Source organism: Conexibacter stalactiti (genome assembly GCF_033542075.1).
GTDB classification, from domain to species: domain Bacteria; phylum Actinomycetota; class Thermoleophilia; order Solirubrobacterales; family Solirubrobacteraceae; genus Conexibacter; species Conexibacter stalactiti.
On the sequence record NZ_JAWSTH010000046.1, the window covers coordinates 16,561 to 29,400 of the forward strand.

The 12,840-nt window shown below is 74.7% G+C and carries 8 protein-coding genes; 1 reads left to right on the top strand and 7 read right to left on the bottom strand.

From position 1 onward, the window contains the following. Positions 1-94: 94 nt before the first annotated feature. Positions 95-316, top strand: a complete 222-nt coding sequence (locus tag R7226_RS17095) for a hypothetical protein (protein ID WP_318598441.1) — start codon at positions 95-97, stop codon at positions 314-316. On the opposite strand, the gene R7226_RS17100 is transcribed toward R7226_RS17095, so the two are convergent. From R7226_RS17100 to R7226_RS17130, 7 genes are all read right to left on the bottom strand, one after another. After that, positions 303-1,877: a bifunctional DedA family/phosphatase PAP2 family protein gene (locus tag R7226_RS17100; RefSeq protein ID WP_318598442.1), complete on the bottom strand. Its 1,575-nt coding sequence runs from the start codon at positions 1,875-1,877 to the stop codon at positions 303-305. The genes R7226_RS17095 and R7226_RS17100 overlap by 14 nt on opposite strands. Before the next feature lie 76 nt (positions 1,878-1,953). Beyond that, the gene (locus tag R7226_RS17105; RefSeq protein ID WP_318598443.1) at positions 1,954-2,421 is read right to left on the bottom strand and encodes a CYTH domain-containing protein; all 468 of its coding nucleotides are present in this window, start codon (positions 2,419-2,421) and stop codon (positions 1,954-1,956) included. Positions 2,422-2,432: 11 nt separating this feature from the next. Next, positions 2,433-3,392 (bottom strand): CHAD domain-containing protein, encoded by a 960-nt coding sequence (locus R7226_RS17110; RefSeq protein WP_318598444.1) that lies wholly within the window; start codon positions 3,390-3,392, stop codon positions 2,433-2,435. Between the two features lie 62 nt (positions 3,393-3,454). Further along, positions 3,455-4,390, bottom strand: coding sequence for a hypothetical protein (locus tag R7226_RS17115; protein ID WP_318598445.1), 936 nt, complete (start codon positions 4,388-4,390; stop codon positions 3,455-3,457). Continuing rightward, positions 4,387-8,772: a hypothetical protein gene (locus tag R7226_RS17120; protein WP_318598446.1), complete on the bottom strand. Its 4,386-nt coding sequence runs from the start codon at positions 8,770-8,772 to the stop codon at positions 4,387-4,389. The genes R7226_RS17115 and R7226_RS17120 overlap by 4 nt, the downstream gene beginning before the upstream one ends. Before the next feature lie 2 nt (positions 8,773-8,774). After that, the gene (locus tag R7226_RS17125) at positions 8,775-10,535 is read right to left on the bottom strand and encodes a hypothetical protein (RefSeq protein ID WP_318598447.1); all 1,761 of its coding nucleotides are present in this window, start codon (positions 10,533-10,535) and stop codon (positions 8,775-8,777) included. Next, the gene (locus R7226_RS17130; RefSeq protein WP_318598448.1) at positions 10,532-12,595 is read right to left on the bottom strand and encodes a hypothetical protein; all 2,064 of its coding nucleotides are present in this window, start codon (positions 12,593-12,595) and stop codon (positions 10,532-10,534) included. The genes R7226_RS17125 and R7226_RS17130 overlap by 4 nt, the downstream gene beginning before the upstream one ends. Between the last annotated feature and the right edge of the window lie 245 nt (positions 12,596-12,840).

Genomic DNA, 12,840 nt, shown 5'->3' on the forward strand with positions numbered 1-12,840 from the left:
AGGGCGCGGGACGAACGTCCGATGTCAGGCTTCGTACCGCTCGTCCGTGCGGCGCGGACCGGTCGCCGAAGAGGGTGCATGCGAAGATGAAGCGATGAGCGACATCCAGCGCCGTTCCTCCAACCGCCCCACGCGCCGCCAGAGAGAGCAGCGGGCCTACCAGCTCGTGTTGGCCTCCGGCGTCTTCGGCGTCGTCGCCGTCGTCGGGCTCCTGCTCGCGATCGTGACCGCGTTCCCGAACGCCGTGTGGGTCGTCTCCGCGATCGTCGCGGTCGTCTGCTTCCTGCTGTTCAGACGCGCCGTCAGCGGGAGCTGACAGGGGCGGCGGCGTCGGCCTCATGCGCCGCGTCGCCGCCTGTGAAGTAGCTGACGATCAGCGCGATCATCCCGGTCAGCGCGAAGCACATCGCGGCCAGACCCCAGCCGCCGGCGACGTCGGAGAACCAGTGCACGCGCAGGTAGATGCGCGTCAGGCCGACCGCGACGGCGATCGCGATCCCGGCGGTCAGCACGATCGCGCGCGAGGCGAGCCCCGGGAAGGCGCGCCGCAGCGCGACGGCGATCGCGACCCAGAAGACGGCGTAGGCGGCGTGGCCTGACGGATACGAGGAGCCCATCGCGTCGACGAGCGGCTCCAGCGGCCGCGGGCGGTCGGTCGCGTTCTTGGTGAGGTGGACGCCGGCGTACGTCAACACGCCGCCCGACAGCAGCGCCAGTCCCTCCAGCCACTCGCGCCGCGTCAGCAGCACGATTGCGACGAGCGCGAGCGCGCCGCCGGCGATCGGCAGAGCGCCGAGATGGGTGACGACCTTCGCGAGGTCGGTCAGCCAGGCGGACTCGAGGTCGCCCGACCAGCGCACGCCGCGACGGTCGCCGGGGGTCAGCTCGGTGATCGGGTCCAGGGCGATGATGTAGCCGAAGAAGACGAACGAGCCGACCGCCGCTATCGCCAGCAGCGAGGTCAGCTCCAGCCCCAGCTGGCCGGGCGTGAGGCGGTTCCAGAGGAAGCGCGCCGGGCCGGAGAGCTTGCGGCCGAGCAGCCGCAGGAAGCGGATCACCGGGCCGATGCCGGGCTTGTGCGACTGCTGCTCGATCCAGGCGTCGAGCCTGTCGCGATTGGCTTCCACGCGCAGCCAGCGGACGGCGACGACGATCGCGATCACGACGACGATCACGGTGCCGAGCGCCAGCGTCCCCTGTCTGGCGATCTTCAGGACTCTGTCGAGCGAGTGCCAGAAGAGGTAGCCCAGCAGCGAGAAGGCGGTCACCATGATGCCCGCGGCAAGGATGTCGTACGGCAGGAAGCGCCGTGCCGGCATGCCGGAGGAGCCGGCGACGAACGGCGAGACGGCGCGCACGAGGCCGACGAAGCGGCCGAGGAAGACGGCCTTGCCGCCGTGCTTGTCGTAGAACGCCTCGACCTGCTCGATTCTCGACTCGGTGATCTTCACGCGCGGCCCGTGCTTGAGCAGGAAGGCGCGGCCGAGCTTGCGGCCTATCAGGAAGCTGGTGAAGTCGCCCGCGACCGCGGTGGCCCAGGCGATCGCTATCAGCAGCACGATGTCGATCTCGCCCTGCCCGGCGACGACGCCGCCGACGATGATCGCCGTCTCCCCCGGGACCAGCAGGCCGATGCCGGCACCGCTCTCGAGGAAGCAGAGGACGCCGACGAGCAGGTAGGTCCAGGTGCCGAGCGCTCTGCCGAGGTCGGTCAGGACCTCCTCGAGATCGGGGAACTCGACCAGCCCGGTCGCGTACACGACGCTGCCGGCGGCGATCAGCAGCAGACCGATCAGCAGCGGCGGCTCAAGTCTGCGCCGTCTCCACCACGCGAAGGCGAGCACCGCCGCGGCGGCGACGAACCAGATCGGCTTCATCGGCGGACCTGCTCGGCGACGCGGCGCATGGCCGACATCCTGACGGACCGCGCGGCGGTGCGGCGTGCGGCTGCCTCTACTCCGGGCGGCCGTGCAGCGCCAGCGCCTGGTTCTTCCAGCGCGGGTCGTCGGTCACTTCGCGGCCGAGCCACTCGGGCCCGCTGAAGGCGTCGGCGGCGGCGTCGTCGGGGAACTCGACCTCGGCGACGACGAGGCCGTCGAGCGCGCCGCCATACACGTCGACCTCGAACTGGAGCCCGTCGGGAGCGGGCACCAGATAACGGCGCTTGGAGATGCGGCGGCCGTCGGTCAGCGGCCACAGCGCGCCGAACTGCTCCAGCCCGATCGCCAGCTCCTGCTCGACGCGGCGGCGGCCGCCGCCGGACTTGACGGTCAGGAAGGCGTGCTCGCCGCGCCTGCGCACGCGCACCTCCACGTCGCCGTCGAGCGCCAGGTAGCCCTGCTCGATCGCGACCGAGGGATGGTCGTCGAGTCCCTGCGGCGGGGCGTCGAGGACGAACTTGCGCTCGATCTCCTCAGCCATGTGACGACGCCTCAGGCGCCGGCCGCGGCGCCGGTCTCAGCGACGGCGGCCTCGACGCAGGTCGTGACGCGCCGCTCGAACGCCTTCGGCTTCTCCGCGTAGAGACGGGCGGCGAGCTGGCGCGCCTGCGCCTGCAGCGCGCCGCGGCGCTCCTCGACGACGGCCAGCAGCGGATCGAGGTCGACGGCGAGCCCGTCGATCCCCTGCTCCAGCCGCGCGCGCAGGACGGCGAGGTCGTGGTCGTCGCCGAGCTGCTCGGAGAGCACGTGGGCCTCCTCGGCGCAGGCGTCGAAGACGGCCGGCCAGACCGGCTTCAGCAGCCGGTGGTGGTACCAGAGGTCCTTCACGCGCTTGCGCCAGTCGTGCAGGTGCTCGACGGTCGGGTCGGCCTCCGCGAGCGCACGAGCGTCACGCCCGCGCGCGTACGCGCGCGAGATGCCGGCGACGACCGTCTCCCAGTCGCTGTCGTCGAGCGGCCAGCTGTCGACGCGCGCGTGGATGTCGCGCAGCTCCTGCGCGACGGCGGCCGCGACGGCGGTTGCCCCGTCGCCGGCCGGCGCGTCCGTGGGCGCGGCGCCGTCAACGGGCGCGTGTGCGCGCGCGGCGGCCGCCTCGGCGACGAGCGCCGCCCGCAGCGCATCGAGGTCGCTCGCGGGCAGCCGGCCGACCGCGGCGGCGGCGAGCGCGTCGACGGTCGCCACCAGCACGTCGGCGTCGCGCGTCGCCGACAGCTTCGCGGCGGCGTCGCGCAGCGCGTCGTTCTCGGCGCGGTAGGCTCGCTCGCCGAGCGCCGGCCGCACCAGCCGCAGCAGCGCGCGCGTCTTCTTCAGGTGCTTGCGCGCCTGGTGAATCGCCTTCGCCGGATCGTCGCCGGGCGACTCCAGTTCGCGCACGGCGCCGTTCAGCTGCTCGCGAGCGCAGGCGCGGATCGAGGCGGCAGGCGCGTCGGCGAGGCTCAATCGATACGACATGGTGTGAGCCTAGCCGCGGGCGACGTGGGTGGAAACCCCCGCTGCCCGCGACAGCCGCCGTCCTATCTCTCCGCTTCGACCGGCCCCTGGACCTTGTTGAAGGCGCAGCGGAAGCGCTCGGGCGTGCCGACCGGCTTGCCGCCGGCGAAGCCGCCCTGGTCGCGGTTGTCGAACACCGTCACGTACTGCAGCGTCGACGGCTCTGGATCGGCCGGCTGCGGGATCGGATCGGGCTCCCCTTCCTGCGGGTTCCCCTTCGAGCCGATCGACGGCCCCTGAGATCCGGCGGCGCTCGACCCGGCGGTCGTCGTGAACAGCGTCGCGCTCATCTCGCGCTGGTCCTTGAGCCCGTCGACGGGGTTCTCGTCGACGGAGGCGGTCAGCTCGCTGTCGTTGATCGAGCCCGACAGCTTCACGCGCTCGGCAGCGCCGATCAGCTGCGCGGCCGTCGGCAGCCAGCCGCCGCGGGCGACGCACGTCTTCGCCGCGAAGCGGAAGTCGTTCTTGCCGGCCTGCTCGGGTGGGATCGGGTACGTCGCGCTGTCGAGGCACCAGCTGCCGAGGTCGACGGCCTCCGCGGCGCAGTTGAGCTGGAGGTCGGCTTCGCGCGAATCGCCCAACCGGTCCGCCTGCCGTGCGGCGGCGACCTTCGGGATCACCGACGCGGGAAAGCGGCGTCTTCTGTCGAGTCGCAGGATCCCGAGCGGCTGCGGTCGCGTGCTCGCGCCCGGCAGCGCCCCTCTGCGCGGCTTCGCTCTGCCGCCCTTTCCGCCCGTTCTTCTCGTGGTGCTTCTGTCGCTCCCGCCATCGTCGCCGCCTATCGTCTGCGACGCGCCGGCCGAGGGACCGCCGGCGCGGCCCTGGTCGGGGGCGGCAGGCGACGATCCGGTCATCGAGAAGACCAGCGCGGCAAGGGCGGCGAGCAGCGCTCCGCCGCTCAGCATGCGAGCGACGGGGTCGCGGTGCGGACCGCCTGGCGGCGCGGGAACGGGTGTCATCTGCGGAACCTCCGGTACTGGTCGTCGGCGTAGGCGTAGCCGCGGTCGCGGCGCGGGCGGCGGATCGCGCCGGCGCCGGCCGCGGCCAGCAGGATCAGCGCGATCAACGGCACCGCGACGCGGCCCGGGTCATGGTCGGCGGAGACGCGCACGTACGCCTGCGACTGCTCGAGCGCCTCCTCCTCTTCTCTCTGCCGCTCGACCTGCGCGACCGGCTGGGCCACCGGCACGTTGATGCTGACCGGCGCCGTTCCCGACGGCGGGATCGGGCGCGCGACCGACGGCGGCGGCAGCAGCGGCGCGAGCGGCACGAGGCCGGGCGGCGCGATCGCCTGCGGGACCGGCGACGGCTCGGGCTGCGGCCGCGGCGTCGGCGGCGGTCTCGGCGCCGGTCTCGGCTGCGGCGCTCTCGCGACCGGCGGCGCGACGACCGGCTGCTCGGCGGGTGGCGGGGGCGGCGGGACGACCGGCGGCGGGTCGTCCTCCGGCGGCGTCGATGCCGGCGGCGGAGGCGGAGGCGTGACCGCCGGTCTCGACGGTGGCGGGCTCGGAAACCGTCGCGGGTCAAGCGGCATCGTGCCGCACGGGCGCAGAACGCTGCCGTCGCGCACTGTGACGGTCGTCGAGTAGGCGAGACCGCCGGCCTCGATCGTGACCGTGGTCGTACCGGCGTTGAAGGTGCACAACAGCCCCGACGAAGCGTCGGGGACGACCTTGTCGGTGGCGGGGTCGACGAACGGCTTGCGCGGGTTCGGAGAACTGCGGTCGAGTCTCACGAACTGCGCGATGTCCGGATCGCTGGAGCTGAAGCGGACCTCGGGGTCGATGCGGTCGGTGCAGCGGTTGCCGCCCGTGCACTGGTCGGAGGGAAGCGCGACGTAGTTGTCCTCGACGTCGCCGGAGCGCGGGCGGCGCCCGAGGCCGCGGAAGAGCCCCGGCTGGCTGCGCGCGAGCACCCGGCCGTCGACCGCCTCGAGCGCGAGCTCCTCGATCACGGGCAGCAGGCGCACGCTCGCCGGCGCGCGGTTGGTCGCCGGATCGCGTCCCGCAAGGTCGAGCTCCAGCAGCAACAGCCCGGTCGCGTCGTAGAACGGCGTCGCCGTCGGATCGCGGTAGCCGAGCGTCCCCGTCGCGAACTGCGGCACCTCGCCCGAGCCGGTCGGGATCGTGGTGGCGCGATGCTCCTGGCTGCCCTCGAACACGTACGCCGACGCACCGTTGTCGCGGAGGATCGCCGCGACCTCGTCGCCGTCGGCCGCGGCGCCCTCCGTGCGGGCGCTGAGCGAGCGGTTGCCGACGACGATCGCGGGGATCCCGCGTGTTCTCGCGTCGGCCAGCACCGTCCGCAGCCATGCCTTCTGGTCCTCGACCGGGTTGCCGGCACCATCGCGCGCGGCCAGCGAGCCGGTCGCGTTGTCGATCACGACGATCCGGACCGGTCCCTCCGGGCCGTCGCTGTCGGCAGCGAAGTGGGTCCGTGCACGCGCGGCGGTCGCGGCGGCTCCGAGCGCGACGGGCGCGATCCCGCTCGGCGGCGCGGCCGTCCCGAGCGGCGCCGGGAAGGTCGCGAACGCCTGCTCGTAGGCGTCGCTGTCGCCGGCCGCCTCGCCGTCGCCGATCGCGGCGAGCAACGGCAGCGTCGCCGCGCTCATCAGCTCGGCGAAACGCTGCTGCTCGCCGATCCCGGACACCGCTGCGCGGCCGCCTGTGTAGAGCAACGCGCGAGGTCCGGCCGGCCGCGCCGCGAGCTGGCCGGCGAGTGCGAGCGCACGAGCGAGGGTTGGGTCGGGAGCGACCCCGAGTGAGCGCAGCTGCGCGCATGCCGCGCGGCAACGCGCGCCACCCCCGACGGCGAAGCGAGCACGTCCGGGGTTCAGCTCGACGGTCGCCGGACGCACGTTGTCCGACCCCTGCGGGCCGCCGGCGTCGTAGCGGCCGACCGCGGCCGTCTCGTGCTGCGGCTGCAGCGGGCCGACCGCCGGCGGGGTGCCGCGACCGACCGAGTCGGCGTAGTCGTTCCAGCCGCCGACGAGCCAGCCGCTGCCGGCCGCGCCGGTCAGGAGTGCCAGCACGGGATCGTGCTTGCGCGCCGTGTCGGCCGTCGGCGACGCGATCATCGAGCGATCCTCGTCGCGCCAGCCGGTCGCGGTCTCGCGCACGAGATAGCCGTCGGCCGGGAGCGTGAAGCCGCCCAGCCGCGGCGGCGGCGCGTTTGGATCGACCCACGCCGGCTGCAGCTCGTCACGCAGCGGATAGGCCTCCGTCGCGGCCGGCGCGATCGAGATCAGCGCGCGCACCGCGGCTCCGTCGCGGAAGGCCGCCGCCGCGACCGCCACGCCCTGTGGCGGCTGCGCGCTGTAGCGCCATGGCGCGCCGGGACCGTCCCGCTCGATCACGACGCCGTCGCCGGCGGCGACGGCGCCGCCGTCCGGCAGCCCGGCGACGGTGAGGATCGTCCCTCTCGCGCGGTCGATCAGCTCCTGCGCGCCGCTGTCGACGCGCCAGCCGGCGCCGTCGTTGACGAGCAGATGGCGCTGCGCGGCGACGAGCGCCTGAGATCCCGCGAAGGCGACGGCCATCAGGTCGACGGGACCGCCGAGCGGACCACCCGTCTGCGTCTCGGGCGGCAACGGCTCGCGCTCCCAGCTCTTGCCGTAGCGCAGCAGCGTGCCGGCGCGGCCGACCACGTAGCCGCGCTCTGGGACGCCCGGTTGAAAGGCGATGCCGGTGTACGGGGTGAGGTCGTCGAACGGCGCCGCCGGATCGGGCTCCCACAGGCCGGTCGCCTGGCGCCAACGCCACATCGCGCCTTCGTCGCCGACGGCGTGCGCGACCTCGGGGCTCGGCCAGGCGACGCCGCGCAGCGCCGGCGTCGCGACCCCTCCGGCCGACAGCAGCGCCTCGCTGTCCCAGCCCTGTCCCGGCCGGTAGCGCAGGATCGTCCCGCGCAGCCCGACCGCGAGCGCCTGCGCGTCGAGGGCGCCGGGGGATCTGCCGGGCTCGCCGGCGATCGCCGTCAGCGGCCGCCGCACCGGCACCGACCACGGCGCGATCGGCGACGTCCACGCCTCGCGCGTGACGCGGACGTTGCCGGCCCATCCATCCGTCGGCGTCGCGAAGGCGAGCGCGGCGCCCGCCTGCGCGAAGGTCGGCCGCAGCGTGACGGCGTCGCCGGAGAAGGTCGCATAGTGAAGCGCACGGCTGCCGTCGAGCGCGACGGGCCCGACGATCCGCTCACCGTGACCCGCGCCCGGCCAGGCGAACGAGCGCTGTCCCGCGGCCAACGCGATCCCGAGCGGGTGGTCGCAGAGCGCTCCGGTCGTGTCCTCGGCGTCGCACCAGGTCGTCGCGGTCGCACCGTCGGTGAAGATCGTGACGCTGCGCGGCTCGGCGCGGAATCTGAAGCTGCCGTCGATCCAGACGCCTTGGGGCGTCGCGGTCAGCGCCCAGCCGGAGTCGATCGCCCGCACCGCGTCGACCGCTCGCGCGGGGGTCGCCGCGACGTCGAACAGCGGCGCCGCCGTCGTGCGGCGGCGCCAGCGCGGCGTGCCGCCGTCGTCGACGCGCTCGAACAGCACGGGTCCCGCGCCGGGGGTCGCCTCCGCGTGCGCCAGCGCCCATGCTCTCCCTTCCGCAGCCGCGAGCGCGACGATTCTGAGCGAGCTTTCGGCTCCGGTCAGCGTCTCGGCCGGCGAGCAGTCCGCCGGCGGCGTGCCACCCGCGTCCGCCGCGACGCAGATCGGCTCGCGCGTCCACGCGGCGTCCGCCCATCGCGCGATGCCGGTCTGCAGCGGTCGGCCAGCGATGCCGAGGAACGCTTCGGTGCCGCTCGCCATGTCGCGTGCCGCGAGCACCTGCCCTGACAGCGCCTCGGCCGGAACGCTGCCGTCGCGTGGCAGCAGCATGCCGGCGGGCGGCGCCGGCAGCACGCGCGGGGGCCCGCCGGGATCGCGCGCGAGCACCACCTGCTGCTCGCCGTCCGGGCGCCGTTCGTCATCGCCGACGAGCACGATCCCGCCGGCCGGGGTGACGCGGCCGTCGCGCAGGGCGGCGCCACCGTACGGGTGCCCCTGCTCGTCGACCGCCGTCTCGCCGAGCGTCCATCCTTCAGCGGCGCGATAGCGCGCCAGCATCGGCTGCGGCTCGGTGCCTCGGCCGGCCGCGCGGCGGATCGCCCACACCTCTCCGGCCTGCGCTGCGCCGCCGAGCGGCATCAGGCCGAGCGCGCTGGGCCAGCCCTCGACCGTGACGTCGCCGACGCCCTGCTGGGCCGACGAATCACGCGGCGCGACGGTGACGAGCAGCAATGCCGCGACGGCGGTCGCGAGCGCCGCCGCGGCGACGAGCGCCGCCCGCAGGCGGCGGCGACGTGACGCGCGCACGTTCATCTGCTCGCCGCCGTCTGGGCCGCTGACGCGCTGACGCAGCGCGGTCTCTCCAGCTCTCTCAGGACGAAGCGGAGTCTGTTCGGCCAGCGTTCGGTGCGGACCGTGACCGCGAGGCTGCGCCGTCCCGCTCTCAGCGTCGTCAGGCGGGTGCGCGCCACGACGCGCGTGACGCGTCTCGCTCTCGCCGCGCCGCGGGCGCCGGCTCCCGTGGTCCGTTCCGCGACGAGCGCGACGCGCGCGCGACGCGCCAGCCTGAAGCTGACGACCAGGCGGAAGCGCACCCCTCTGCGCTCGCCTCTCCGCGGCGGGACCGGGGTGCGCTTCGGGGCTCTGACAGCGGTCATCAGGCGCGCGGGACGGCGGCACGCCGGCGCCGCGGGCGGTTCCTCCGGGAGGGCCTCGACCGGCGGCGCGAACAGCCGCGAGTCGTCGACCGGCGGGGTGTCGGGGACGAACTGCGACGCGTTCTCGTTCGGCCGCTCCGTGATCGTGCCCTGGAAGGCAGGATCGCCGTTGGGGCCGTAGTCACGTCCGCCCCAGCGGTAGACGTACCCGCGCGCCGTCGCCACCCAGCAGTCGTCGGCCGCTGGGCAGTCGATGCGGACGGCCGCACCGCGCCGCGGCTCGGCATCGCCCGCGAGCTGGTGAACGGTCACGGAACCGTCGGCGTCGACGAAGGCCACGCGCGGCTGCTCGCCCTCGCCGCTCTCACCAGTCGGGCTGTCGCGCACGTCCCGCACCGTCACCCATGCCGTGCGCGTGCCGGGCAGCGCCGCGACGTCGCCGAACGCCTCGCCCTCGGCGAGGCCGGCGCCACGCGCGTCGAGGTCGGTCCAGCCGTCACCGTCGAGCCGCGCCGCGAGCGGCTGCCGCGCAACCGCTCCAGCTCTGGCGGCCGGCCCGCTGTAGGCGCCGCCGCCCACGGCCCAGGCGGTCGCTCCGTCGCTGTCGAGCGCACGCAGCTCGCTGCCGTCCGCGGGCACGCCCGGCTGCGGCCGCGGCAGCCACGCATCGTTGGAGAAGACCTCGCCGTCGGCCCAGTGGATCAGCGCCGGCGCCGCCTCTGGCGCGCGCAGCACCGGCCCGTCGAAGATCCCGAACCCGGGACCGACGAGCACGCTCTCGATCAGTCGCCCGCGATGGGCTTGCAGGTCGGTCACCGCGCGGCCCTGCGGCCCGTAGACGGCGCGCAGCTCGGCGCCGTTCCAATGCAGGTGGAAGCTGCCGGAGCGGGCGCCGTCGACGGTCTCGGCGAAGCCGCCGGCGAACCAGCAGTCGTCCGGCGCGCGGCAGGCGGCCGCGCGTACGGTCGACGTGTACTCCGGTGCGTTGACCGTTGCGTATGAGCCGATGACGGCGCCGTCCTTGAAGCGGCAGAGCGCGCCGCTGTGGACGCCGTCGTGACCGGGACTCGGCTCGGCGATCGTCCAGAACTCGGCCGGCCCCGCCCAGGCGATCCGCGCGCCGGCACCCGAGCCGCAGACGGTCGCGAGCTGATGCCAGCTGCTGCCGTCCCAGCTGTAGAGGCCGCGCGGGACGCTGCTGTTGCCGCCGACGGTCATCAAGCCGCGGTCGGGCGCCCAGAAGGAGAGGTCGCCGGGGAAGCCGGGCGGCGTGGAGAACTGCCCGCCGGGTGGGACCGGGAGCGGGAACGGACGCCACTCGGCGGCGCCGGCGCTCGCGCTCGCCACGAGCAGCTGCAGCGACGCGAGCAGCACGGCGACCGCTCGCGTCGCAGGGGCCGATCGGAGGCTCATCGGCGGGCGCGCTCGCGTCTGGTCGTCGGCTTCGGCTTCGGCTTCGGCTTCGGCGCGACGACGAGCCGGTAGCGCTGATGGGAGACGCTGTCGCCGGCGCTGCTGGCGAAGCCGATCCTCAACGTCACGTCGAGGCGCCCAGCGCCGCGCCGCAGCGCGCTTCTCGCGGCGCGCGAGGGTACGACGCGCAGCTGCACCGTCGTCGCGCGCACGACCGTGCGCCTGGCGGCGCCGACGGCGAGGCGCGTCCCGCGGCGACCGCTCGCGCGCGGCGGCTGACCGGTCGCCTGCGCCGTCAGCGTCCCGGCGAGCGGCGTGCGAACGCGCACCGTCGCGACGCCGTCGCGACCAACCCGCACGCGGCCGACGACCGCATGCAGCGGCCCGAGCGGGTGCAGCGGCGGCTCGTGCACCTCCGGCGGCGCCGGCGGCGGCGGCAGCTCGCGCGGCCGTGGCGGCCCGACCTGCTCGACGGCCCGGCGCACGACCAGCACGTCCTGCACGTCGTTGACGTCCCCGACGAAGAGGTCGCCGTCGTCGGACGAGAACGCGATCGTGGCGCCGTCGTCGCTGATCGCGAGCTGCTGCACGCCGCCCGGGTTGGGGTTGCGGAGCTCGAAGTCGCCGCCGACCGGGTCGCTCGTCGCGCGCTCGATCGTGCGCGCGTCGAGGTCGACGGCGAAGACGTTGGGCGTCGTCAGCGCGCCGTTCTGGAAGCCGCCGAGCGGCCGCAGCCGGTCGAACTCGCGATCGCGCGAGATCAGCGCGGCGTGGCGGCCGCCGCCGGCGAGCAACCCGGCCGCCACGCCGAGGTCGCTCGTCCGCTGCCCCCACGCGAGCGAGATCCCCTGCTTGCGCGAGCTCCCGGGCGTCATGTCGGCGAGATACGCGCTGTCCGGGCGCGCGATGCCGTTGAACGGTCGCTGCGGGATCGACGAGGCGAACAGCACCCGCCGCCCGTCGTCGCTGATGCCGATCAGGCTGGGCGCCGAGGAGGCGGAGGGATCCGTGCCCTGGACGCCGATGAACGGTCCGTAGCACGGTCCCGTCGCGGTTTCGCTCGGCACGAAGACCGCATCGGGCGGGCAGGCAGGGTCCTCCGGGTCGGCTTGCCCTTCGACGCGGCGGGCGGCGGAGCCGGGGCCGGCGTCGAGGTCGCGCCACAGCAGCGCGCGCGCATGCGCGCCGGACAGCTCGCCGTCGAGGAAGCGCGCCTGTCGATCGGCGTTCGCGGCCGCCCACAGCACGACGACCGAGCCGTCGCCGCTGAGCGCGGGCGTCGGCGCCGAGAGACCCTGCCCGTCCATCGGCGCCGGCGTGCCGGGCAACGTCTGATCGCTGCGGTCGCGCGTCACCAGCCGCGTCGTACGCGCGTCGAGATCGCGCACGAACACCTGCCAGCGCGGCGTCGCCAGCCCCGTCGCGCCCGGCAGGCTCGACGCGGTCGAGGTGACGAAGACGGCGGTCCGGCCGTCGTCGCTGAGCGAGAAGCCGGCGGCCCCGGGCGCGCTGCCCGCGGCGCGGTCCTCGTAGCTCGGCGGGCGTTCCTCCCCGTCGACGGCCGAGACCAGCTCGTAGCCGGACGGGTCGTTGCGCGGCTGCGTCATGTCGCGCACGTAGACCTCGGGCGTGACGCTGCTTCTGACCGTGTCGACGAGCGGTGCTCTGCTGACGAGGAGGACATAGCGCCCGTCGTCGCTGACACCGGCGACCGTGTCGGCGTCGCCGGCGCGCACGAGCGCGCGGTCGCCGCGTCTGCGGCGCTCGGGCGCGGCGACCAGTTCGACGGCGCCGCTGACGAGGTCTTTGCGGACCCAGCCGTCGCTGTAGTACTCGTCCGCCGACGGCGGCGCGCCGAGCAGCGTCACCGCGCTGGTGTTGAAGATGACGTAGCGCCCGTCGCCGGAGAGCAGCGGCGCCGACGAGCCGCGGTCGCCCAGTTCGCTTCCGAGCGACGACGCCGGAAACGCTCCCGGCGCGAAGCCGGCTGCCACGACCGGCGTACTGCCGCCCAGCGCGACGCCGGCGAGAAGCGCGATCGTCGCGACTGAGCGGCGCACCGGCGCGGATCGCGCGACGGCGCCTTCGCGATGCCGCGGGCCATGTCTCTGAGCAGTGTTCACAACGGGTGGGTCGCGCGGGCCCGCGCCGAAACGGCGACGTTCAACCAGCGACGGCCCGCAACGATAGGCCGCGATCGAGAGGCCGCTGTAAACATCCGGATAAACACGCGTCGACAGCTCCGCACCATGCGAACGAGACCCTGCGCGACACGGCGCGCAGGGTCCGCGGGCGTCTCGCGGCA

Bases quoted from the DNA above. Each gene is read 5' to 3' on its own strand.
- R7226_RS17095 (WP_318598441.1), top strand. From the start codon at position 95: ATGAGCGACATCCAGCGCCGTTCCTCCAACCGCCCCACGCGCCGCCAG.
- R7226_RS17100 (WP_318598442.1), bottom strand. From the start codon at position 1,877: ATGAAGCCGATCTGGTTCGTCGCCGCCGCGGCGGTGCTCGCCTTCGCG.
- R7226_RS17105 (WP_318598443.1), bottom strand. From the start codon at position 2,421: ATGGCTGAGGAGATCGAGCGCAAGTTCGTCCTCGACGCCCCGCCGCAG.
- R7226_RS17110 (WP_318598444.1), bottom strand. From the start codon at position 3,392: ATGTCGTATCGATTGAGCCTCGCCGACGCGCCTGCCGCCTCGATCCGC.
- R7226_RS17115 (WP_318598445.1), bottom strand. From the start codon at position 4,390: ATGACACCCGTTCCCGCGCCGCCAGGCGGTCCGCACCGCGACCCCGTC.
- R7226_RS17125 (WP_318598447.1), bottom strand. From the start codon at position 10,535: ATGAGCCTCCGATCGGCCCCTGCGACGCGAGCGGTCGCCGTGCTGCTC.